This window comes from Streptomyces sp. PSU-S4-23, assembly GCF_055632315.1.
This window is the reverse complement of record NZ_JBVMUU010000002.1, coordinates 310,153-330,570: the sequence shown is the minus strand read 5'-3', so window position 1 is coordinate 330,570 and position 20,418 is coordinate 310,153. Positions and strand designations below refer to the sequence as shown.

20 protein-coding genes and 3 pseudogenes are annotated in these 20,418 nt (G+C 71.0%); 16 read left to right on the top strand and 7 right to left on the bottom strand.

Going from position 1 to position 20,418, the window contains the following annotated elements; translation table 11 throughout:
• Positions 1-151: 151 nt before the first annotated feature.
• Positions 152-721 carry a TetR/AcrR family transcriptional regulator gene (locus ACZ79I_RS02145; protein WP_471493519.1) on the top strand — a complete coding sequence of 190 codons (570 nt, stop codon included), beginning with the start codon at positions 152-154 and terminating at the stop codon, positions 719-721.
• A 179-nt stretch (positions 722-900) separates the two neighbouring features.
• Positions 901-2,088: a GDSL-type esterase/lipase family protein gene (locus tag ACZ79I_RS02140; protein ID WP_471493517.1), complete on the top strand. Its 1,188-nt coding sequence runs from the start codon at positions 901-903 to the stop codon at positions 2,086-2,088.
• A 79-nt stretch (positions 2,089-2,167) separates the two neighbouring features.
• On the opposite strand, the gene ACZ79I_RS02135 is transcribed toward ACZ79I_RS02140, so the two are convergent.
• Positions 2,168-2,947 carry an SDR family oxidoreductase gene (locus ACZ79I_RS02135; RefSeq protein ID WP_471493515.1) on the bottom strand — a complete coding sequence of 260 codons (780 nt, stop codon included), beginning with the start codon at positions 2,945-2,947 and terminating at the stop codon, positions 2,168-2,170.
• 367 nt (positions 2,948-3,314) lie between these two features.
• On the opposite strand from ACZ79I_RS02135, the gene ACZ79I_RS02130 reads away from it, so the two are divergent.
• Positions 3,315-4,013: an NADPH-dependent F420 reductase gene (locus ACZ79I_RS02130; RefSeq protein ID WP_471493513.1), complete on the top strand. Its 699-nt coding sequence runs from the start codon at positions 3,315-3,317 to the stop codon at positions 4,011-4,013.
• Positions 4,014-4,072: 59 nt separating this feature from the next.
• Positions 4,073-4,669 (top strand): TetR/AcrR family transcriptional regulator, encoded by a 597-nt coding sequence (locus ACZ79I_RS02125; protein ID WP_471493511.1) that lies wholly within the window; start codon positions 4,073-4,075, stop codon positions 4,667-4,669.
• Between the two features lie 102 nt (positions 4,670-4,771).
• Here ACZ79I_RS02125 and ACZ79I_RS02120 read toward each other — a convergent pair whose 3' ends face one another.
• Positions 4,772-5,488, bottom strand: coding sequence for a type 1 glutamine amidotransferase (locus ACZ79I_RS02120; RefSeq protein ID WP_471504706.1), 717 nt, complete (start codon positions 5,486-5,488; stop codon positions 4,772-4,774).
• Positions 5,489-5,577: 89 nt separating this feature from the next.
• Between ACZ79I_RS02120 and ACZ79I_RS02115 the strand changes: the two genes are divergently transcribed.
• Positions 5,578-6,114, top strand: a complete 537-nt coding sequence (locus tag ACZ79I_RS02115; RefSeq protein WP_471493509.1) for a DUF4760 domain-containing protein — start codon at positions 5,578-5,580, stop codon at positions 6,112-6,114.
• Between the two features lie 141 nt (positions 6,115-6,255).
• On the opposite strand, the gene ACZ79I_RS02110 is transcribed toward ACZ79I_RS02115, so the two are convergent.
• Positions 6,256-6,825, bottom strand: coding sequence for a dihydrofolate reductase family protein (locus ACZ79I_RS02110; protein ID WP_471493507.1), 570 nt, complete (start codon positions 6,823-6,825; stop codon positions 6,256-6,258).
• Between the two features lie 169 nt (positions 6,826-6,994).
• On the opposite strand from ACZ79I_RS02110, the gene ACZ79I_RS02105 reads away from it, so the two are divergent.
• A complete protein-coding gene (locus ACZ79I_RS02105; RefSeq protein ID WP_471493505.1) occupies positions 6,995-7,576 on the top strand; it encodes a TetR/AcrR family transcriptional regulator in 582 nt (193 codons plus the stop codon).
• A gap of 185 nt (positions 7,577-7,761) precedes the next feature.
• Here the strand turns inward: ACZ79I_RS02105 and ACZ79I_RS02100 are convergent.
• Positions 7,762-7,912 (bottom strand): annotated as a pseudogene (locus ACZ79I_RS02100) (IS630 family transposase); the annotation flags it as partial.
• A 104-nt stretch (positions 7,913-8,016) separates the two neighbouring features.
• Here ACZ79I_RS02100 and ACZ79I_RS02095 point away from each other — a divergent pair.
• Positions 8,017-8,301 (top strand): DUF7336 domain-containing protein, encoded by a 285-nt coding sequence (locus tag ACZ79I_RS02095; RefSeq protein WP_471493503.1) that lies wholly within the window; start codon positions 8,017-8,019, stop codon positions 8,299-8,301.
• Positions 8,302-8,339: 38 nt separating this feature from the next.
• Here ACZ79I_RS02095 and ACZ79I_RS02090 read toward each other — a convergent pair whose 3' ends face one another.
• Positions 8,340-9,512 (bottom strand): ISAs1 family transposase, encoded by a 1,173-nt coding sequence (locus ACZ79I_RS02090; protein WP_471493501.1) that lies wholly within the window; start codon positions 9,510-9,512, stop codon positions 8,340-8,342.
• An 85-nt stretch (positions 9,513-9,597) separates the two neighbouring features.
• The gene (locus ACZ79I_RS02085) at positions 9,598-9,885 is read right to left on the bottom strand and encodes a hypothetical protein (RefSeq protein ID WP_471493499.1); all 288 of its coding nucleotides are present in this window, start codon (positions 9,883-9,885) and stop codon (positions 9,598-9,600) included.
• Between the two features lie 9 nt (positions 9,886-9,894).
• Between ACZ79I_RS02085 and ACZ79I_RS02080 the strand changes: the two are divergent.
• Together ACZ79I_RS02080 and ACZ79I_RS02075 are read left to right on the top strand one after the other, a co-directional pair.
• Positions 9,895-10,134 (top strand): annotated as a pseudogene (locus tag ACZ79I_RS02080) (MerR family transcriptional regulator); the annotation flags it as partial.
• A gap of 492 nt (positions 10,135-10,626) precedes the next feature.
• Positions 10,627-10,833: pseudogene (locus tag ACZ79I_RS02075) on the top strand (RNA-guided endonuclease TnpB family protein); the annotation flags it as partial.
• 35 nt (positions 10,834-10,868) lie between these two features.
• Here ACZ79I_RS02075 and ACZ79I_RS02070 read toward each other — a convergent pair.
• Positions 10,869-12,086 (bottom strand): saccharopine dehydrogenase family protein, encoded by a 1,218-nt coding sequence (locus tag ACZ79I_RS02070; RefSeq protein ID WP_471493497.1) that lies wholly within the window; start codon positions 12,084-12,086, stop codon positions 10,869-10,871.
• Positions 12,087-12,266: 180 nt separating this feature from the next.
• Between ACZ79I_RS02070 and ACZ79I_RS02065 the strand changes: the two genes are divergently transcribed.
• The 7 genes from ACZ79I_RS02065 (at position 12,267) to ACZ79I_RS02035 (ending at position 20,403) form a co-directional block, all read left to right on the top strand.
• Positions 12,267-12,986, top strand: coding sequence for a TetR/AcrR family transcriptional regulator (locus ACZ79I_RS02065; RefSeq protein WP_471493495.1), 720 nt, complete (start codon positions 12,267-12,269; stop codon positions 12,984-12,986).
• Positions 12,987-13,123: 137 nt separating this feature from the next.
• Positions 13,124-13,840 carry a FadR/GntR family transcriptional regulator gene (locus ACZ79I_RS02060; RefSeq protein ID WP_471493493.1) on the top strand — a complete coding sequence of 239 codons (717 nt, stop codon included), beginning with the start codon at positions 13,124-13,126 and terminating at the stop codon, positions 13,838-13,840.
• Positions 13,841-13,869: 29 nt separating this feature from the next.
• The gene (locus tag ACZ79I_RS02055) at positions 13,870-15,231 is read left to right on the top strand and encodes a hypothetical protein (RefSeq protein WP_471493491.1); all 1,362 of its coding nucleotides are present in this window, start codon (positions 13,870-13,872) and stop codon (positions 15,229-15,231) included.
• Positions 15,228-17,087 carry a GMC family oxidoreductase gene (locus ACZ79I_RS02050; RefSeq protein ID WP_471493489.1) on the top strand — a complete coding sequence of 620 codons (1,860 nt, stop codon included), beginning with the start codon at positions 15,228-15,230 and terminating at the stop codon, positions 17,085-17,087. The genes ACZ79I_RS02055 and ACZ79I_RS02050 overlap by 4 nt, the downstream gene beginning before the upstream one ends.
• 220 nt (positions 17,088-17,307) lie before the next feature.
• Complete coding sequence (locus ACZ79I_RS02045; RefSeq protein WP_471493487.1) at positions 17,308-18,480, top strand: S1 family peptidase; 1,173 nt, start codon at positions 17,308-17,310, stop codon at positions 18,478-18,480.
• Positions 18,481-19,227: 747 nt separating this feature from the next.
• On the top strand, positions 19,228-19,932 hold the full coding sequence (locus ACZ79I_RS02040) for a transglycosylase SLT domain-containing protein (RefSeq protein ID WP_471493485.1): 705 nt from the start codon (positions 19,228-19,230) through the stop codon (positions 19,930-19,932).
• Between the two features lie 135 nt (positions 19,933-20,067).
• Entirely contained in the window at positions 20,068-20,403 is a 336-nt protein-coding gene (locus tag ACZ79I_RS02035) for a DUF6191 domain-containing protein (RefSeq protein WP_471493483.1), read from the top strand.
• The last annotated feature ends 15 nt before the right edge of the window (positions 20,404-20,418 follow it).

The window sequence follows — 20,418 nt, the reverse complement described above, 5'->3', positions numbered from 1 at the left end:
ATTGTGATGAACTGCGCGATAGCGCGCAGTTCGCGCCTCCCCTCGGGATCTCCTGCCCGGCCGGCATCCACATACATCACCATGGAATTTGCCTAAAGCTATTAGGCAACTGCACAATCAGTTCTGCCGAATGGGAGGAAGGCATGAAGGCATGGTGCGTGCAGGACTGACCAGGGAACGTCTGACCCGGGCGGGGGCGGACCTGGCCGACGAGGTCGGCTTCGACCAGGTGACCGTCTCGGCGCTCGCCCGGCGGTTCGACGTCAAGGTCGCGAGCCTCTACTCGCATCTGAAGAACTCCCACGACCTCAAGACGGGGATCGCCCTGCTCGCACTGGAGGAACTCGCCGACCGGGCCGTCGACGCCCTGGCCGGGCGGGCCGGCAAGGACGCCCTGGCAGCCCTGGCGAACGTCTACCGCGACTACGCCCGGGAGCACCCCGGCCGCTATGCCGCGGCCCAGTTCCGTCTCGACCCGGAGACGGCGGCCGCCAGTGCCGGCGGCCGCCACGCACAGATGACGCGGGCGGTCCTGCGCGGCTACGACCTGACGGAGCCGGACCAGACGCATGCGGTCCGGCTGCTGGGCAGCGTCTTCCACGGCTACGTCAGCCTGGAGATGGGCGGAGGGTTCAGCCACAGCGCCCCCGACACGCAGCAGACGTGGTCGCGGATCCTGGACGCCCTCGACGCCCTGCTGCGGAACTGGCCCGCGCCCTGACCCGGCCCGCACCGATCGGCGCCCGCCCGCCCGCCGCACCCGCACGACGCTCCGCGCCCCGCACGACGCTCCGCACCCGCACGACGCTCCGCGCCCCGCACGACGCTCCGCACCCGCACGACGCTCCGCGTATCCGAACATCTGAACAGTCCACACCTTTTGATCACCGAGTTGACGCCATGCGCCCCACCGAGCACGACTGGATCACCACACCCGTCACCGCGGACCTCCTGCGGGGCGCCCTCGACCTGGAGCACACCGCGCGCGGGGTGCTGCCGCACCGGCTGCCCGTCCGGGCGCGCGCCCAGTGCGCCGACGCACAACTCGCCATGGCGGAGGCCCAGCCCTCGGGCGTACGGCTGGTCTTCCGCACCCGGGCCACCGCCGTCGAACTGGACACGCTGCCCACCAAGCGGGTCTACGCGGGCGCCCCGCCCCGCCCCGACGGCGTGTACGACCTGCTCGTCGACGGCCGTCTCGCCGGCCGGGCCGGTGTGACCGGCGGCAACACCCTGGTCATCGACATGACGACCGGGACCGCCGAGACCCGGCCCGGCCCGGTCGGCACTCTCCGCTTCGCCGGACTGCCCGACGGCGTCAAGAACGTCGAGATCTGGCTGCCGCACAACGAGACCACGGAACTCGTCGCCCTGCGCACCGACGCCCCCGTGGAGCCCGCACCCGACCGCAGCCGCCCCGTGTGGCTGCACCACGGCAGCTCGATCAGCCAGGGCTCCGACGCCGCGGGCCCCACCGCCACATGGCCCGCGCTCGCCGCCTCCCTCGGCCGTGTGGAACTGATCAACCTGGGACTGGGCGGCAGCGCCCTGCTCGACCCGTTCACCGCCCGGGGCCTGCGGGACACCCACGCCGACCTGATCAGCGTCAAGATCGGCCTCAACCTGGTCAACACCGATCTGATGCGCCTGCGCGCCTTCGGCCCGGCCGTCCACGGCTTCCTGGACACCATTCGCGAGGGCCACCCCACCACACCGCTGCTGGTCGTCTCGCCCCTCCTGTGCCCCATCCACGAGGACACCCCCGGCCCCAGCCTGCCGGACCTCACCGCGCTCGGTGACGGACGCCTGCGGTTCCGGGCCGCGGGCGATCCGGCGGAGCGCGCGAGCGGGAAACTGACCCTGGGCGTCATCCGGGAAGAGCTGGCCCGGATCGTGGCACAGCGGGCGGCCGAGGACCCCGACCTGCACCATCTCGACGGCCGTGCCCTGTACGGCGAGGCCGACGCCGCGCAGCTGCCGCTGCCCGACCGGCTGCACCCGGACGCCGCCACCCACCGCCGCATCGGCGAACGATTCGCCGAACTGGCCTTCACCGCCGGGGCCCCCTTGGCGCACCGCGGCGCCTGACCCCAAGCTCCGCCGCGCGGGGCGGCCGGTCCTCGTGCTCGGCCGCTCGCCGTCCGGACGGCACCCCTGCGGCCGCGGCTCAGGGGCGCCGCCAGTCATCACCGGTCAGATGTGAGCCCGCCATCGGGCCCATCCGCAGCATGCCGCCGTCCACGCTCCAGGACGCGCCGGTGACGTACGAGGCGTCGGGGCCGGCCAGGAAGGCGATCACGGCGGCGACCTCGCGGGCGTCGCCCGGGCGCCCGAGGGGAACCCCGGGCCGGTGCTCGCCGTGCACGTCGGTGTCCTCCTGGCCGGTCATCGGCGTGGCGATCTCGCCGGGTGCCACGGCGTTGACGGTGATGCCGTACTCGGCCAGTTCCAGCGCCATGACCTGGGTGAGCAGGCCGAGGCCGCCCTTGGCCGCGCAGTACGGGGCGGCGCCCACGCGGGGCTGGTGTTCGTGCACGGAGGTCACGTTGACGATCCGGCCGCCGTCGCCCTGCCGGATCATCCGCCGTGCCGCCCGCTGCCCGCACAGGAACGGGCCGACCAGGTCGACGTCGAGGACCTGGCGGACGTCGTGCAGCTCCAGGTCGAGGAAGGGCGTGGCTGTGCCCGTACCGGCGTTGTTGACCAGGACGTCGAGGCGGCCGAGTTCCTCGCACAGCCCGTCGAACGTGTCCGCGGCGGCGGGCAGCATGGTGAGGTCCAACCGGGCCACGGCGGCCCGGCGCCCCTTGCCGCGTACCTCCTCGGCGGTCCTCTCGGCGCCCTTGCGGTCGCTGTGCCAGGTGACGCCTATGTCCATCCCCGCCTCGGCGAGGCGTACGGCGGTGGCGCGGCCGATCCCGGAGTCGGAGCCGGTGACCACGGCCACCTTGGGTGCGGACGGGGCAGGGGGTGGACATGGGGGACCTCCGGTCGTGCGCCTGCTTTCGGACGAGGCAGGTGGAGTACCCGAGGGGCATATCCACCAAACCGGTCATTCCCGGTGTCCTCATGGCCCCGGTGGGCCCGTGAGACGGGCACGCACAGGGTCAGCGGTCCTGAGAGGCCGTGCCGGACCTGCGGCGCGGGAGCCCCCTCGGCGCGGTGCGGGCGAGAGGGGCCGCGAACCCGCCGCGGTCCGCCGGCGGCGACACGTCCCTCGGGCACTTGAAATACCGAACCACTCGGTTTACTTTTTCGGCAGGTGGCGACAGACCCGCAAGCGTCGTCACCAGCACCCCGAAAGGACCCCTCACATGCGCTACGCAGTCCTCGGCACGGGCATCGTCGGCCGGACCGTCGCCGGCAAGCTGGTCGGCCTGGGCCATGAGGTCGCCATCGGCACCCGCGACCCGGAGGCCACCCTGGCCCGCACCGACCCCGACTCCTACGGCAACCCGCCGATCGGACCGTGGCTCGCCGAGCACCTCCGGGTGCGCCTGCTGGACTTCGCGGACGCCGCGGCCTTCGGTGAGTCGGTGGTGAACACCACGGCCGGAGCCGCCTCGCTGCAGGCCCTTCGGGCCGCGGGCCGCGACAACCTGGCGGGCAAGGTCCTGCTGGACATCGCCAACCCGCTGGACTTCTCCCAGGGCATGCCACCCTCGCTGGACCCGGTCAACACCGACAGCCTCGGCGAGCAGATCCAGCGCGCCTTCCCCGACGTGAAGGTCGTCAAGGCGCTCAACACCATGAACGCCCAGGTTATGGTGGAGCCGTCCAGGGTGCCCGGTGAGCACCACGTCTTCGTCTCGGGCGACGATGCCGACGCGAAAAAGCTGGTTGTCGAGTGCCTCGTCGACTTCGGCTGGCCCCAGCAGAGCGTGATCGACCTCGGCGGCATCAGCACGGCGCGCGGCACCGAGATGCTGCTGCCGCTCTGGCTGCGCCTGTGGGGCGCGCTGGGCCACGCCGACTTCAACTTCCACATCCAGGGAGCCCGCACCGCCGCCTGACCTGCGGCCCTCGCCCCGGACCGAACCGGCCGGTTCGGGAAAGGTCTTATCCTGCAACAATGCAGCAGAGGAACACGGGGAAGGGCGCAGGGCGGCCGCGGTCCGCGGAGAAGGACGCGGCGATCCTCCGTGCGGCGCTGGAACTGCTCGCGTCCCACGGCTACACCCGTATGAGCCTGAGTCAGGTGGCCGCGGCGGCCCAGGTCAGCAAGTCCACCATCCACCTGCGCTGGAAGACGAAGGCGGACCTGGTCACCGCCGCGCTGGAGGCCATGCGCATGGCCGACGCCCCGGCCCCGAGCGGCGATACGCGAGCGGACCTGGTGGCGATCCTGGAGGACTTCGCGTCCACGGTGGAACGTGTGCGCGGCATGGCCCTCATCGGAACCTGTCTGGCGGAGGAGGCCCACACTCCGGAACTGCTCGCCCTGCTGCGTGAGCGGACCGTGCTGCCGCGCCGGGCCCTGCTGGGCGAGGTGCTCGAACGGGCCCGGGACCGGGGGGAGATCCGGCAGGACTTCGACCCGGAGGCCGCCGTGTCGGCGCTGCTGGGCCCGTTCTACGCGGACCACATGGCCGGCCGCGGCGGCGACCCCGCGTGGGCCGGCCATGCCGCGGACCTGGTCCTCGCAGGGCTGCGCACACCCGCTCCCTGACCACGCCGCGTCCGGGCCGGTGGGAAAGTCCTCGTTCACGCCCTGGGCGCGACGAGACCGGGGGCGGGGGCCGGCATCGCATGACCGGGGCGGCCGGCCGTCCTACGCCTGGCCGCCCGTCACCCGCGCGGCGAACCGCAACGCCACCTCACGCCATACCGGGGCGGCCGACGGGTCCTCCCGCAGCGCCACCCGGTGCAATTCCTCCCGCTCCACCCCGTAGCGTTCCAGCCGGTCTTCGGGCCAGTGCGCGATGCGCTCCGGCCCGGTCTCGGGGTGGAACTGCACGCCCCACGCCGCGTCGCCCACCCGGAACGCCTGATAGGGGCACCGCTCGCTGCTGGCCAGCCACCGCGCCCCCTGCGGCAGCCGCACGATGGCGTCCACGTGGTTCTCGATCGCCGTCGGACGCCCGGGCAGCCCGTGGAACAGCGGATCCCGCGCCGCCTCCGGCCGAAGCGTCAGCACCGTGCTCCCGAACTCCGGCTCGCCGTACTCGCCTTCCACCCGTCCGCCCGCCACCTGCGCGAGCATCTGGCCCCCGAGACAGATCCCGAAGACCGGCACCCCGCCGTCCAGCGCCTGCCTCATCAGCGCTCGGGCCCCTGCCAGCCACGGCGCACGCTCGTCGTCGTCCGGGAGATACGCCCCGCCCAGCACCATCAGAGCCCGGTGCTCCAGCCGCTCCGGCAGCGCCTCCCCGGCATCCCCGCGCACCACCTCCACCTCGACCCCGCCCTCGGCCAGCCAGCCACCCCACCGTCCCGGCCCTCCGTGCGCGCTGTTCTGCACCACCAGCGCCGTCGCCGCACCGCCCATGCCCGAGCCCGCCCTTCTCCCGGCCGTTTCGGGCGGCCAGGTCATGCACGCCATTGTCGCCACTGATATGCCAGTGCCAGCCTTGGCGAATGGACACCGAGACGCTGCTCATCAATGCGGTGACACTGGTCCTTTCGACGGCCGCCATCGGCGTGACCCTCCTGCTGACCCTGCGTCAGATCCGGCTGATGAACAACTCCAACCAGTTGCCCCTCGTGCTCGATCTCTTCAAGGAGTGGCGGTCCACCGAATTCGTCCACACCGAAGAGCGGTTATGGACCCTCCTCGCCACCGGAGAGGGCGCCGACCAGGGCATCAGCGGTCTCGAACCACCCATCCGCGACGACGTCTACCACGTGTGCGCCTTCTATCAGATGCTCGCCTACCTGGTGGCGTTCCGCGTCGTCGAAGAAGACCTGGTGTTCCTGGCCACCCACTACCGGCTCCTGCGCACCTGGGACACCGTACGACCCTACGCCGTCGCGGAACGCCGGCTGCGCGGCGACCCCTACTCCTACCTCAACTTCTTCGAGGACCTGGCCCAGATGACCCGCACAAGATCCAGCCGGGACGTCTACAACGCGGCCCGCAGACGCACCCACAGGCGCGACAGCGCCCCGGCGTAGCCGACGGCGCTCAGCGCCGGCTCCCCGTTCCGGCCGGGTGCGGACTCGCACGTCGGCGACGCACCCACCGCCGCGGCGGCCTCGACCGGGTGCACGGCGCCATGACCGCCTGACATCCGTGAGGTCTACGGTGCCCTCACGTCACTTCCTCCTGTAGGTGGCGATGCTGACGCCGGAGTCGAAGCCGCGGCGTGCGGTCGGCAGAAATCCGATGGGGGCGAACGGGCCGTCGAACAGCGGGACACCGGCGCCGATGACGACCGGATTGCGCTTGATGACCAGTTCGTCGATCTCGTCGCGGAGTGCGGCGGCCAGCTTGCCGCCGCCGGCCAGCCAGATGCCCATGCCGTCCCGCTTCTTCAAGTCGCGCACCAGCGCGGCCGGGTCGTCGGAGACGATCTGCACCTCCGGGTCGGCGGAGGTCAGGGTGCGCGAGACGACGTACTGCTCCAGGTGGGCGTAAGGGCTGGTGATGCCCGCTTTCAGGGCCGGCTCGTAGGTGCCGCGCCCCATGATCACGGTGTCGAAGTGCCGGTGCGGGGTGGCGGTCAGGCCGAGCGGCCCGCGGACGTGCACCGGCATGGTCTCCGGATACTCGGCGAGGATCGCCTCCCGGACCTCCCCCTCGAAAGGGAAGAAGTCGCAGTTGCCGTCCGGGCCGGCGATGTAGCCGTCGAGGCTGACGGCGACGTAGTAGGTGAGCTTGCGCATACGGTCTCTCTTCCCTGCGGCGGTGCGGCGGTGCCGCCGCAGGTGTGCGCCCGGGCGGCCGCACACCCCGGCCGCACGACGGTGGCACGACGGTTGCTGTACTGTGCTTGCAGTGGTTTGAATGTAGTACTGCACTTGCAGTGAGTCAACGCGTTTCCAGGAGCTGCCGATGCGTCAGAACCCGGCCCGCCGTACCGCCTTGCTCGATGCCGCCATCGAGGTCCTCGCCCGCGAGGGCTCCCGGGGCCTGACGCTGCGCGCCGTCGACAAGGAGGCGGCCGTGCCCACCGGGACGGCGTCCAACTACTTCGCCCACCGCGCCGACATGCTGGCCCAGGTCATGGGACGCACCCGCGAGCGCCTGACCCCCGATCCGGCCGAGCTGGCCGGCACCATGACCGCCGAGCCCTCACACGACCTGGTCAAGACCCTGCTGCTGCAGCTCGTCGACCGCATGCGCCGCGAACGCAGCAGTCACCTGGCCATGCTCGAACTGCGCCTGGAGGCCACCCGGCGGCCCGAACTCCACGCGGAGCTGACGCGGTTCTTCACCGCCGAGCTCGACGCCAACATCGACTTCCACCTCGGGTACGGCCTGCCCGGCGACCGTACCGGGGTGGTCCTGCTCTACCTGGCCATGCTGGGACTGATCGTCGACGACCTGACCGTCCCCGAACTCCTCGCGCCGCACCGCCTCGACGCCCTGGTCGACGCCATGGTGACGCGCCTCCTCCCGGCGGAATCCGCCTGAGGAGGCGGCCCGCCCCCAGCGCCCGGACGAGGTCACCGGGTTCCTCCGAGGATGCCCCTGGCCTTCAGGCCGGGGTGGGGGTACCTCCCGCTTGCGGGGAAGAACCGGACGCCTGTGGAGCAGGTCAGGGAAAGTTGAATCGCTGTCAGGGCGATTCGGCGTCTCCGCGCACCAGCCCGAGCGCGAAACACCACGTCGGGCTCGCCGTCCTCGGGTATGACCTCGCCGTCGGCAATTGCATGGAGGCTCGACACGTGCCTTCTTGGTGGCGTAGCCGGGGTCGGGGGAGGTCTTCCAGGTCTTTATCCGTTGAAAGGACACGCCCTCCTGTAGCAGGGCCTCGGCGAAGTCGCGTGATGCCCGGTTCGTGGTCTTGGAGCTCCAGGAGGTGAGGGGCGTCGAACGGGGCAGGCTCCACGAGTGCTGATAGTTTCGCGCCCGTGATCGTGTATCCGCTGTGGCATGTCGGCCACCAGAACGAAGCCGGCGATGATGGCTCGACCGTGCACGCCGATGAAAGCGGCGTGTTCTGCGACGAGTCAGACGGCGACGACGTAAAACTGCTTGGTATCTACTCAACCCTCGAGCGGGTGGAGGAGCGTGTGCGGCAGGCTCGACTGCTACCGGGCTTCCGTGATGAACCGGAGTGCTTCTACTTCGATCCCTGCGAGCTCGATGAGGACGATTGGACCGAGGGCTTCGTTCGAGTTCCGCCGGGCGAGTAGGTCCGTGGGCGCAGCTTCGGTGGGATGCCGGTTCCTGGTCACATAAGCCCGAGGAGAGCGAGGGGACGGGTCACGTCGCGGACGTTGCGCCGCAGGCCGGCGGCGATGTCGCGGGCGCCGTTGAGCCGTAGGGCTCCGATGGCGAGGTTGCGCCAGGTGGCCATCGCGCGGGGCGCGTTGCCGGTTCTCAGTTGAGAGGCGTCCTCGGCGAACGTGGTGTCTCTGATGTGGTGCAGAACCTCAACTTTCCAGTGGTCGCGGTCGAGTTTCGCCAGTTGAGCGGAGGTGGCCTGCTCGGCGGTCAAGCTGGTGACGGCGCAGGTGGTCTTCAAAGTGGTCTTGCCGGTCTTGTGGTCGGTACGGCGGCGCTTGAGCTGGACAGCCTGGCGTACTCCGGGGAAGAGGAGGCTGTTCACGGTGGCGGCCTTGATCCTGCGGATCTCCGAGCGGCCGTGGCCGGTGCCCCTGGTGTGGCCTTGGAGCGGGACGTCCCCCCAGGGGAGGGATTTGAGCTGTCTGCACGGCTTCTTCTGGTTGTCTTTGACGATCGCGATGTAGCGGGCCCCGCGTTCGAGGAGGTAACCAGCGTGCCCGCGCTGGGTGTGCATCGCGTCGCTCGTGACAACGACTCCAGCCGGCTCGGCCACGGTGTCCGGCAGCGGTTGGAAACAGGTGATCTCGTTCGTCTTCTCGCCGACGTCCAACTCGGCGAGAACCAGGCCGGTGGCGTGCTCCAGCGCGGCAAGCAGATGGATCTTCCGGCCCTTCGCCCTGGCCACGCCGCGGAGCTGGGCGGTCCAGGTCTCTTTCGGCCGGCGGTCCGCGAGCCAGTGTCCGACCGCCCGGTCCAGCGCGTCGCCGTCGATGCGGGCCAGCAGCCGACGGATCGTTGTCTCCGAGGGCAGGACCCGCCGGGGCGGAAGTGGATCGCGACGGGCGCCGACCTGTTCCAGCACGTGGGCCGGGGCGTCGGCGATGATCTCGCGCCGCTCGGGCATCGTGAAGGTCTTCGGCCGGCCGCCTTTGCGGACTCGGTCCGCGCTGGTGAACGTCACCTCGGCGATCTTGGTCACGGGCATGCCCTGCGCGGACAGCAGTACCGTCTGGGTTCGCCGCCAGGTCACCACCGACCCGCTACCTCTGCGGACGATCCGCAGCAGCCTGCGGCCCTCGTCATCATCGATCTCGCGCACGCGTACCGGTTCGGCCATGCCCAACATACCGGCCCGAACCTGCCGTGTGCGGGGCGAACTTGACTACCCGCAGCCTGGATGGCTGCTACGGGCGCTTGGTTCCTCAATCCCGATGCCCATCGGCTGGTGCTTTCAGCAGTCGGTTCAGCTCGTCCGCGGCGTCGTCATACCCGGCGTCGCAAATCCGTTGCAGCTCGCGCACGTCCCCCGTCGCTACCGCGCGTCGAGTGAGGAGGAACCCGGCGCGCATGGATCCCTCGTCCAACAGCTCGCTCAGCTCTCCGAGGTCGTCGGCCGCGTCGGCGAGGTCGGCCAGCCGGTCCAGAGCGGTCTCGTTGCCCGCATCTGCCAGCTCACGCAAGGTCTCCCGATCGATGTTCGTGTTCGCCATGACGCCAGGGTGCAACCCTGCCCCTGGGGAAAGGTCAAGTGGGACGATGGCCGTGTGATCACCATCGGGCAACTGGCCAGGTACGTCGGAGTTTCGATCAAGACCATTCGCGTCTATCACGACAAGGGGCTGCTCCCCGAACCCGACCGCGATGCGTCGGGCTATCGGCGCTACGGCGCGAACGACGCCATCGACCTGATCAAGATCCGGACCCTCGCCGAAGCCGGAGTCCCCCTGGCTCGCATCCGGGACCTGAGATCAGCGACCGACGAGAAGTTCCAGCAGGCGCTGCGCGAGATCGACGACGACCTCACCGCCCGCATCCGTGGCCTGCAGGCAACCCAAGGACGCCTGCGCCGGCTCGCCGCCGGGCAGCTGGCACCGCTGCCCGCCGAGGTCGGTCTCCTTCTGGAGCACCTGGCATGCTGGGGATTCACCCCTCGATGGGTGGACCTGCAACGCGACTTGTGGATCCTCGTGTTCGCCACCCACCCGGACCAAGCGATCACACTGTTTCAGGACCAGAACGAGATCCTGGCCGACCCTGCACTGCGGCAGCTCTTCCTCGATTACGACCGCGCGCACGACCTCGACGCCGATGACCCCCGGGACCGGGACAGCATCGGCCACTGGTACGCGTCGTCGTTCGTCGTCGCAACCCACACGCAGCCCCCGCAACCGGCGCAGTCCTCGGTGTCGACTGGGGTGTCAAGGAGACCGCCACCACCACCGACGACGCACAACACCACCATGGACTGCGCGTCGTGCGGAGCGAGAACCAAGCACGCACTCCCTCTTTCGGAACGCACCTACACCTGCACCGCGCGCAAAGTGGTGTCCCCCAGGGACAAGAACTCCGCCCGCGTGATGCTCGTCCGGGCTGGTCTCAACCCGGCTGGTGTCGAGGGCGTAAGACCTCCGGGAGCGCCGCTCCCGGAGGCAGCCTGAGCCAGGAATCCCCTCCCTTCGGGGAGGGGAGGATGTCAATGCTCGCGCATGCCCCACGGTGAGCCGTACGCCGTCAGGAGGTCCAGGAACGGCCGGGGCGGGAACGCCTCCGGGCCGAGGACGCCGGAGCCTGACCAGGTGCCCGCGGCGAGGAGTTCCAGCGCGACGACGGGGTTGACGGCGGTCTGCCACACGACCGCCTGGCAGCCGTACTCCGCCATGGACCACTGGTTGTCGACCACGTGGTACAGGTACACCTCGCGCGGCGCACCGCCCTTGCTGCCGCGCACCCAGGTGCCCGCACACGTCTTGCCGCGCATGCGCTCGCCCAGGGTCGCGGGATCCGGCAGACAGGCCGCGACGACGTCCCGGGGCGAGACGGCGACCGGGCCACCGGCGCTGCGTACGGTCACCGGGTCGGTGCGGTCCAGGCCCAGCAGATGGAGCGTCTTCAGCGTCTCGACGAACTCACGGCCGAGCCCGTACTTGAAGGTGACACGGCGGGCGTCGATCCATCGCGGGACCAGCAGCACCTCCTCGTGCTCCACGTTCACGCACTCGACCTCGCCGATGCCCTCGGGGAAGTCGAACACCTCGGGCTCGCTGAACGGCGCCATGGTGAACCAGCCGCGCCCGGCCTCGTAGACGACGGGCGGGTTCAGACACTCCTCGATGGTGGTCCAGATGCTGAAGGACGGCGCGAAGTCATAGCCGTCCACGGTCAGGTCGGCGCCGTCGCGGATGCCGATCTCCTCGATGTCGTCGAAGAGTTCGTCGGCCGCGTACCGGGCGAACACGTCCGACAGCCCCGGCTCCACGCCCATGCCGACGAGCGCCAGCGCGCCGTCCTTCTCCCAGTCGGCCGCCTGCGCGAACTGCTCGTCGCCCAGCTTGACCCCGCACTCCTCGTACGGGCGGTGCGGGTGCGGCCGGGACAGCGACATCGCCATGTCGAGGTAGGTGGCGCCGGCCGTGCGCGCCGCCCGGAAGAGCGGCATGACGAACCTCGGGTCCGTCGCGTTGAGCAGCACGTCGCAACGGTGCCGTGCCAGCAGGGCGGCCACCGCCGCCTCGTCGCCCGCATCCACGGTGTCCGCGACGAAACGGCCGTCGTCGCCGAGGGCCGTGACCGCGGCCTCGGCCCTGGCCGGGTCGTAGTCGGCCACCACCATCGTGTCGAAGAAGGCACGCCGGGCGGCGATCCGGGTGATCGCGGTGCCCACACCGCCGGCTCCCACGAGCAGTACGCGCATGGCAAGAACTCCTGTCGCTCTCTGTGTCTCTCGGCCGTTCCGGCCCTGGGGAAACGAGGCGCGCCCTCGGCCGCAGATACAACGCCCGCTCCCTGTGTAAGGTCAATGGCGTTGGCGTAAGCGTGAGGGCCGGACCGGACCGGGCCCAGACGGACCCGGCGTCCGGGCGAGGAGATCGTCGTGCCGAAGCAGGTGGTACCCGAGGAGAAGCGGCGACGGCGCCGCCCCACCAGGAGCGGCACCGTGCTGTCCGAGACCCTGATCGTCCAGGCCGCGCTGCGGATGCTGCGGGAACACGGCAGCACCGGACTCACCGCACGGCGCCTGGGCATGGCGCTCGACTGCGACCCGAGCACCCTCTACCGCTACTTCCGCGGCATGGACGACCTCACCCTGGCCATCGGTGACGCCCTCATCGGGCAGGCCCTGCGCGGCTGGGAGCCGACGGGGCGGTGGCAGGCCGACCTGCGTGCCATCGGCCTGCGCATCCATGCCGCCTACGTCGCTCATCCCCAGGCGGCCCAGCTGACCGCAGGCCGCGTCACCGGCCGGGCGAACGAACTGGCGGCGGACGAGACGGTGCTGGAGGTACTGCGCGGGGCCGGGTTCCCGCTGCCCGACACCGTACGGATCTACCATGCCTTCATCGACCAGACGCTCGCCTTCGCCGCCCTCGACGCCGCCTCCCTGGCGCTGCCCCGTGCCGCGCTGCTCGCCGACGAGGACATGTGGCGTTCGACGTACGCCCGCCTGCCCGCCTCGACCCACCCGCGCATCGCCGAGGCGGCCCCCCTCCTGGCCACCCGGATGGTGACCAGCGCCTATCCGGCAGCGCTCGACATGCTGCTGGAGAGCGCGGCCGTCCTGCTGGAGCGGTTGCACGGCCCGGAGGGGGCCTGATGCCGCGCTGCGGGCACGGGCCGGCGGCCGTGCCCGGTACCACGGCTCCGCACGGACCGGGCCCTGCTCATTGACGTCGCATCGCTTCAGTGGTTCAGTGGCTCAGCCACTGAACCACTGATCCGTTGGGGGCCCGGGTGGAAGCACTGCCACGCGAGACGATCGTCGACGTCCTGGAGGAACGGCTGCGTGAGGACATCCTCGCCGGGCGCCATCCGGCCGGGAGCTATCTGCCTCCCGAACGCGAACTCGCCCACGGGTTCGGAGTCACCCGCACCACGCTGAAGCATGCCTTCGGCCGGCTGGTGCACGCCGGGCTGCTGGAGACGCGGCACGGAGTCGGTACCCGTGTCCGCGATTTCCTGCGTCTGGGCGGCGCGGATCTCCTGCCGATGCTCGTGCGCCACAGCCCCGACTGGATCGGTGAGATCTTCGAAGTGCGCCGCAGCATCGGTGCGCTGATCGCGGAACGCGCCGCGGCCCGTGCCACGGCGGCCCAGGTCGCCGAACTGCGTTCCCTGCTGGCGGCCGTCGGGAACGCGGACGGCGGCGACCCCGTGCAACTGGCGGACGCCGAGGTGCACCGGGCACTGGCCCGCGCAACGGGCAACCGGGTGTACGTCCTGCTGACCAACACCCTGTTCAACGCGTACCTGCCGGTGCGCGCGGCACTGGTCGGGCCCTTCCAGGATCCCAGGACCGCTCACGACCGGCTGGAGCCGGTCGTCGAGGCCGTGGCCGCCCGCGACGCGGAAGCGGCGCGTGCCGCCGCGGGCGACTACCTGTCGACGACGGAACGCATCATGCTCGAAGGGCTGGCACGCCCCGAGGGACGCCGGGACGGTGCCCGGTGACCCCGCGAGGAACGGCGTTCAGGGAAACGATGCTGGGCAGTGTGCGCCTGGCCGACGAGGACCGCGACCGCCCGCTGCGGCTCGATCTCCGGGCCGAGGCCGAGGGCATGATGCTGCCCCATCGCACCACGCAGGCGCGGCTGACCGGACGGGTACGGATAGCGGGGCGGGCCGACGACCCCGACGCCGTGGGCGAGTTGGAGATCTCGCCCCTCGCCCGCCGCCGGATCCGCTACCGGATCACCTTCGCCATGGAGGGCCGGAGCCTCACACTGGACGGCTGGAAGTCGGTGTCGCCCAAGCGCCCGCTCACGTCGATGACGGTACTGCCGTACGTCCTGTGCGAGAACGGTGAGCACGTCGGTGACGGCACGCTGCGCTTCCCCCTCGCCACCGGCCTGCTGCCGTTCCTCGCGAGCTTCCGGTTCCCCCGTGCGGCCCCGCCCGCAGCGGACGAGCACCTGGCGCCGCGCTGGGACGGGAAACCGGGACGGACCGAGGTCTGGTACACGACCCTGACCGATCCGGCGACCGGCAGCGGGGTCTGGCTGCACCACGAAATCGTCGCGCCCACCGACGGCTCCGACGCCTACGCCCACGGCTGGGCGGCCGTCTTCCCCAAGGACGGCCCCGTCGAGCACGCACGGTTCGGCCCCCTCCCGTGGAAGGGACATCCGGAAGGGTTCACCACCGAGGCCGGCTCCGCGGTGCCCGGCCGGCTGGAGGGCTCCGCGGGGCCGTTCACCTGGAAGCTCACCGAGAAACCCGAGGGCCGGCCGCTGCACACCTTCCCCCGCTGGTCCTGGCGACGCCCCCTGCTGCCGGCCTCCCACATGCTGCCCGCAGCCCGGGCCCGCTACAGCGGGACCGTCCGGTACGGCGCCGGTGAACTGCTGCTCGACGGTGCCCCCGGCGCGAGCGCCCGCATCTACGGCCACGGCAACGCCCGCCGTTGGTCCTGGCTCCACGCCGACCTGGGCGGCGGCGACATCCTGGAGATCGTCGCCGCCGTGTCCATGCGCCGCGGACTCGACCGGCTGCCGCCCCTCGTCTTCCTGCGCCTGCACCGAAACGGCCGCACCTGGCCCCGTCGTGTGGAACGCTCCGCCGTGGGCTGGGCCGGAATCGGCAGGTTCCGCGCGGACATCGGCCTGCCCGAGTGGCGGGTGCGGGGCCGCGCCGGACTGCGCCGCATCCGGGTGACCGTGACCCAGCCGCAGGACAGGACGCTGGCTCTCGACTACACCGACCCCGACGGTTCTCCCGCGGTCTGCCGCAACAGCGAGGCGGCCGACGCGGAGATCCGGCTGGAACGCTGGTGGGGCACATGGCGGCAGGAGGCCGCATGGCGGCTGTCGGGCACCGCCCACGCGGAAGTCGGTGACCGATGAGCCCCCGAACCGCCGCCGCCCTGGCGGGATTCACCGCCGCGCTGCTCGCGGACGACGGCACCGCCGACTGGACCCGGGCCGTGCCGCGGCGGCTGGAAACGGTACTCGACGCCATGCCGGGCCCGGCTCGGACCGCGGTGCGCGGCGCGGCCACGGTGATCGACGCCTACGCCGTGGCCCGCACCGGCAGGCGGCTGTCCGCCCTCACCCCGGCGGAACGCGAGAACGTCGTGACCTCGCTCCGCTCCCGCCGCGCCCTGCTGCCCCTCCTGGACGCGGTCAAGGTGCCCCTGCTGCTGGCGGCCGCCACCGAACGGACGCTGCACCGGGACCCCGGCTCCGCGCTGCCGGTCCCCGACGATCCGCCGCTCGACTGCACGCCCTCCCGGGACTGGCCCACGCGTTCCACCGCCGATGCCGTCGTCGTCGGATCGGGGGCCGGGGGCGCCATGGCCGCCAGGACGCTCGCGCGCGTGGGTATGCGCGTCGTCGTCCTGGAGGAGGGGGAGCACCACACCACCGCGTCGTTCGGGCGGCGGACCCCGCTCGACCGCTTCACCGACCTCTACCGGGACGCGGGCGCGACGATCGCCGTCGGCAACCCGCCGCTCGTCCTGCCCGTGGGCCGTGCCGTCGGCGGCACCACCGTCGTCAACTCCGGGACCTGTTACCGCACTCCCGACCACGTCCTCACCCGCTGGCGGGACCGCTACGGGTTCGCGGCCGCCGACGGCTTCGACGCCCATCTCGAGGAGGTCGAGCTCACCCTGAATGTGGGGCGGCAGCCGTTGGACGTCCTGGGCAACAACGGGCTGCTCGCCCTGGCCGGAGCGGAGGAACTGGGCTGGGCCGCGGCACCCCTGCTGCGCAACGCCTCGGGCTGCAAGGGCTCCTGCCAGTGCATCGTCGGCTGCCCCACCGGCGCCAAGCAGAGCGTGCAGCTGTCCGTGCTTCCGCAGGCCTGCGCGGTCGGCGCGCGCATCGTGACCGGCGCCCGGGTGCGGCGCATCCTCACCGACCCCGACCGGCCGGGCGGTCCCCGGGCCGCGGGGGTGCTGGTCCGCCGCCCCGACGGCAGCGAACTGGAGATCCTCAGTCCGCTGGTCGTGGTCGCCGCCGGAGCCCTTGAGACCCCGCCGCTGCTGCGCCGCTCCGGCCTCGGCGGACACCCCCGGCTCGGCCGCAACCTCAGTGTGCACCCGGCCATCAGCGTCGCGGGCCGCTTCGACCGGCCGGTCACCGGCTGGAAGGGCGTCCTGCAGAGCGTAGGGGTGGAGCATCTGCGCGCCGGCGGCATCCTGATCGAGGCCACCGCGGCGCCCCCGGGCATGAGTTCGTTCGTCCTGCCGGGCGTCGGCCGTGAACTGCGCCGCGAACTGGAGGAGACGGACCGGCTGGCGACACTCGGCGCCATGATCGCGGACCTGCCCTCGGGACGCGTCATGGGCCGGGAGCGCACCGTGCTCCGCTACGACCTGGCAGAGCGCGACGCCCGTCGCCTGCTGGACGCCCAACGGGCCATGGGCCGCCTGCTGTTCGCCGCGGGAGCCGAGGAGGTGCTGACCGGCGTGCCCCAGGCCCCGCGCGCCCGCACTCCGGCCGAACTGGAAGCCCTGCTCGACACGATGACCGCGAGCCGCCTCCATGTGTCCGCGTTCCATCCCACGGGCACGGCGGCCGCGGGCGGTGATCCGGAACGGGCACCGGCGGATCCGGACGGGCACCTGCGTGGTGTGCAGGGCGTGCTGATCGCCGACGGCTCGGTACTGCCCAGCTGTCCGGAGGTGAATCCGCAGCTGAGCATCATGGCGGCCGCCCTCGCGATCTCCCAGCGCTTTGCGACGAAGGTGCTGTGAACCGCCGGGGCCCATCGGGGTCCCGGCGCACCCTTCACACCCTCATCGCCAGGCAACGTCCCTACCGCGCGGCGAAGTTGGCACGTACCAAAGAGGTACTTGGCATGGACCTGATTGCCCGGTGGCGGCTACCCTCGACCCCGTACTCGACTGAGAGCGCTCTCATCACGCCCTTCCGCTCCATCCACCGTGACCGGAACGACGAAAGGCAAACCCCCACATGAGACGCATGACGGTGCTGTGCGCCGGCCTGTCCGCAGCCCTGCTCCTGGGTGCGGTCGCCGGCCTGCCCCAGGCTTCGGCCGCCCCCTCCGCACCCGGGACCACCACGGCTTCCGCGACCGCCGCGCCGTCCGGCGCCGCGGCGTCCCCGGCCCTGATCGCCGCCCTGCAACGGGACCTGCACCTGACGAAGGGGCAGGCCGTCACGAGACTCGCGGCCGAGACGGCGGCCCGCAGGGTCGAGCGCCGGGCGCGCCGGGCCGCCGGTGCCGCCTACGGCGGTTCGTGGTTCGAGGCGAAGAGCGGCAGACTCGTGGTCGCCCTCACCGACGCATCCCGCACGGCGGCCGTCGAGGCGACGGGTGCCCGGGTCGCACCCACCGCCCACAGCGAGCGGCAGCTCGACGCCACGATGAAGAAGATCGACGCCCTGAGAGCCCCGGCAGGCGTCGGCGGATGGCACGTCGACCCCAAGGCGGGCGCGGTCGTCGTCACCGTGGTGTCCGCGCACAAGAGCGACAACGATGTCACCGCCTTCGTGGCCCGCGCCCGCAGGGCCGGCCCGGTGACCGTGCGGGAGACGCGCCGGACCCCCCGCACCCTGGCCGCCGGAACGGTGGGCGGGGATCCGTACTACACCGGCAACGTGCGCTGTTCCATCGGCTTCTCCGTCTACGGCGGCTTCGTCACCGCCGGCCACTGCGGGCAGCCGGGTATGGGCGTCAACGGCTGGGACGGCTCCTACATCGGTGCCTTCCAGGGCTCGTCCTTCCCGGACAACGACTACGCGTGGGTCAACGTCGGCAGCGGCTGGTGGACGGTTCCCGTGGTGCTCGGCTGGGGCACCGTTTCCGACCAGTTGGTGCGCGGTTCGGCCGAGGCCCCCATCGGCGCCTCGATCTGCCGCTCCGGTTCGACGTCCCACTGGCACTGCGGCACGGTGCTCGCCAAGAACGAGACCGTCAACTACAGCCAGGGCGCGGTGCACGAGATGACCAAGACGAACGTCTGCGCGGAACCCGGCGACTCCGGCGGCTCGTTCATCAGCGGCGACCAGGCCCAGGGGGTCACCTCCGGCGGCTGGGGCAACTGCAGTTCCGGCGGCGAGACCTGGTACCAGCCGGTCAATGAGATCCTCAACCGCTACGGACTCACCCTCCACACGGCCTGAGCGTCCGTCCTCACGCGGTGTCGCGGGTCCTGGCGTGAGGCCCGCGGCACCGTCGCCGTTTTCACGGACCGGCTCGGTCGACCGTGCCGGAGACCGCGAGAATTCGTCACCCGACAACGGCAGGGCGGTGGGGGAGCCGCATTGTTCCTCGTCGTCTCGGTAATCGCTCTGCCGGACGAACTCGCGAGAGTGGGCGCCCCTTTGGGCGGTGCGGCCTGAAACAGGCGTCCGAGGGCGAGCGTGAATTCGCCGAACCCTGTGGCAACTTCACCTCTCACGGCCCGGCCGGACGGTGGCACCGCCGGTGCCGGGGGCGGACTCCCGTGGTCTCTCCCCTTCCGGGAGCCGTCGAGGCCGTGTCGGATTTAATCCGTTAGGTCCAGATGTGAGGCTAAATAGCTGTTTAGTTAATTAGGGAATTTAGCGGCCTATCATTGCTTAAGGTCCGTTATAAAGCGTCATTGTCATCTCATGGCGGATGTGTGGATCAATGACCGGAACGTGACGTAACTCACTTACGAAGCGGCTTAGTGCTTTATGCCGCCTTAACTCGCCGATTTCTGGGAGTCCGGTTGCGTGCGGCGGTACGGCTCCACTAGCGCACTTAGTAAAAAGGGTAATTGTCGAGTAATTTTTTTGCGGCTAACAATGTCCCCGCCGCAGCGCGCCGCTCAATGAAACGCGGGGGCGATTGTCGAAGGGGAACCGGCAACTGCGGACATGCAATTTTGGAACGAGGTCCGCACCATGCGTATTCCCGCCTTCAACCGTTCGGCCCGGGCACGCCGGTTCTCCGTGGGGGGTGCCGTCGTCGCCGGCGCGTTCGCCCTGGCCTGTACGGCCATGCCCGGGACGGCCCAGGCGGCCGGTGGCACCCCGGCCGTCGCGAGAACCGCGGCGCAGGCCACGGGTACGGCCACCTATACCGTCAAGTCCGGCGACACCCTGTTCGGGATCGCCCGCGCCCGGAAGGTACCGGGCGGCTGGCAGGCCATCGCCGCGGCCAACAAGATCTCCAGCCCGTACATCATCCGGCCCGGTCAGGTCCTGACCCTGCCCGGCGGGTCCCCCTCCGTCGCCGGAGCCCAGACCCAGACCCAGGCCCAGACCCAGGCCCAGACCCAGACCTATGCCAACAACCTGGACGGCTGGATCAAGCAGTCGCTGGCGGTCATGGCGAAGAACGGCATCCCGGGCAGCTACAACGGCATCTACCGCAACATCATGCGGGAGTCCTCGGGCAACCCGAAGGCCATCAACCTCTGGGACTCCAACGCCGCCGCCGGACACCCCTCCAAGGGCCTGCTGCAGGTGATCCAGCCGACGTTCGACACGTACCACGTGCCGGGCACCTCGTGGGACATCTACGACCCGGTCGCCAACATCACCGCCGCCTGCAACTACGCGTACCACCGCTACGGCTCGATCGACAACGTCAACGGCCCCTACTGACCGGCCGGTGGGCCTGCCGTTCGGCCGGCCCACCCGACGGCGGGCGGACAGCCCGCCGCGGTGGCGGTCCCGGGAGGAGAGCCGGGGCCGCCACCGCGGCGGCGGGCGACGTCCGCCGGTCCGGATAATGGGGACATGGGATTCGCCGTCTTCATGACCCTGCCCGGCCTGGTCATCCTGCTGACCGCCATGGCCTTCACCGATCAGTTGCTCCTCCGTGCCGGGCGGGCCGGACTGCTCCCCTGGCGGAACAGCGTCCGGCAGGGCCAGATATCGGCGACCGGGTTCGAGCAGCTCCACGCGAGCTTCTCGCCGGGGAAGCAGAACGAACTCAAGGAGCGGCAGTCGGCCCTGGTGATGCGGGACGACGAGGAAGACGGGGCGCCGCCGAACCGGACGACGGTGGACCTGGAGGGAGGGATCGCGGTCGTCCGTCTCCCAGGCCATGACCCAGGCCGGCAAGAGCGGTGAACACGAGCCGCGCGG

Coding starts and splice junctions, on each gene's coding strand:
- ACZ79I_RS02070 (WP_471493497.1), bottom strand. CDS start 12,086: ATGCGCGTACTGCTCGTGGGAGCCGGCGGTGTGGGCACCGCGATCACC.
- ACZ79I_RS02130 (WP_471493513.1), top strand. CDS start 3,315: ATGCGCTACGCAGTCCTCGGCACGGGCATCGTCGGCCGGACCGTCGCC.
- ACZ79I_RS02120 (WP_471504706.1), bottom strand. CDS start 5,488: ATGGGCGGTGCGGCGACGGCGCTGGTGGTGCAGAACAGCGCGCACGGA.
- ACZ79I_RS02140 (WP_471493517.1), top strand. CDS start 901: ATGCGCCCCACCGAGCACGACTGGATCACCACACCCGTCACCGCGGAC.
- ACZ79I_RS02045 (WP_471493487.1), top strand. CDS start 17,308: ATGAGACGCATGACGGTGCTGTGCGCCGGCCTGTCCGCAGCCCTGCTC.
- ACZ79I_RS02110 (WP_471493507.1), bottom strand. CDS start 6,825: ATGCGCAAGCTCACCTACTACGTCGCCGTCAGCCTCGACGGCTACATC.
- ACZ79I_RS02055 (WP_471493491.1), top strand. CDS start 13,870: ATGCTGGGCAGTGTGCGCCTGGCCGACGAGGACCGCGACCGCCCGCTG.
- ACZ79I_RS02125 (WP_471493511.1), top strand. CDS start 4,073: ATGCAGCAGAGGAACACGGGGAAGGGCGCAGGGCGGCCGCGGTCCGCG.
- ACZ79I_RS02035 (WP_471493483.1), top strand. CDS start 20,068: ATGGGATTCGCCGTCTTCATGACCCTGCCCGGCCTGGTCATCCTGCTG.
- ACZ79I_RS02085 (WP_471493499.1), bottom strand. CDS start 9,885: ATGGCGAACACGAACATCGATCGGGAGACCTTGCGTGAGCTGGCAGAT.
- ACZ79I_RS02145 (WP_471493519.1), top strand. CDS start 152: ATGGTGCGTGCAGGACTGACCAGGGAACGTCTGACCCGGGCGGGGGCG.
- ACZ79I_RS02040 (WP_471493485.1), top strand. CDS start 19,228: ATGCGTATTCCCGCCTTCAACCGTTCGGCCCGGGCACGCCGGTTCTCC.
- ACZ79I_RS02050 (WP_471493489.1), top strand. CDS start 15,228: ATGAGCCCCCGAACCGCCGCCGCCCTGGCGGGATTCACCGCCGCGCTG.
- ACZ79I_RS02115 (WP_471493509.1), top strand. CDS start 5,578: ATGGACACCGAGACGCTGCTCATCAATGCGGTGACACTGGTCCTTTCG.
- ACZ79I_RS02090 (WP_471493501.1), bottom strand. CDS start 9,512: ATGGCCGAACCGGTACGCGTGCGCGAGATCGATGATGACGAGGGCCGC.
- ACZ79I_RS02105 (WP_471493505.1), top strand. CDS start 6,995: ATGCGTCAGAACCCGGCCCGCCGTACCGCCTTGCTCGATGCCGCCATC.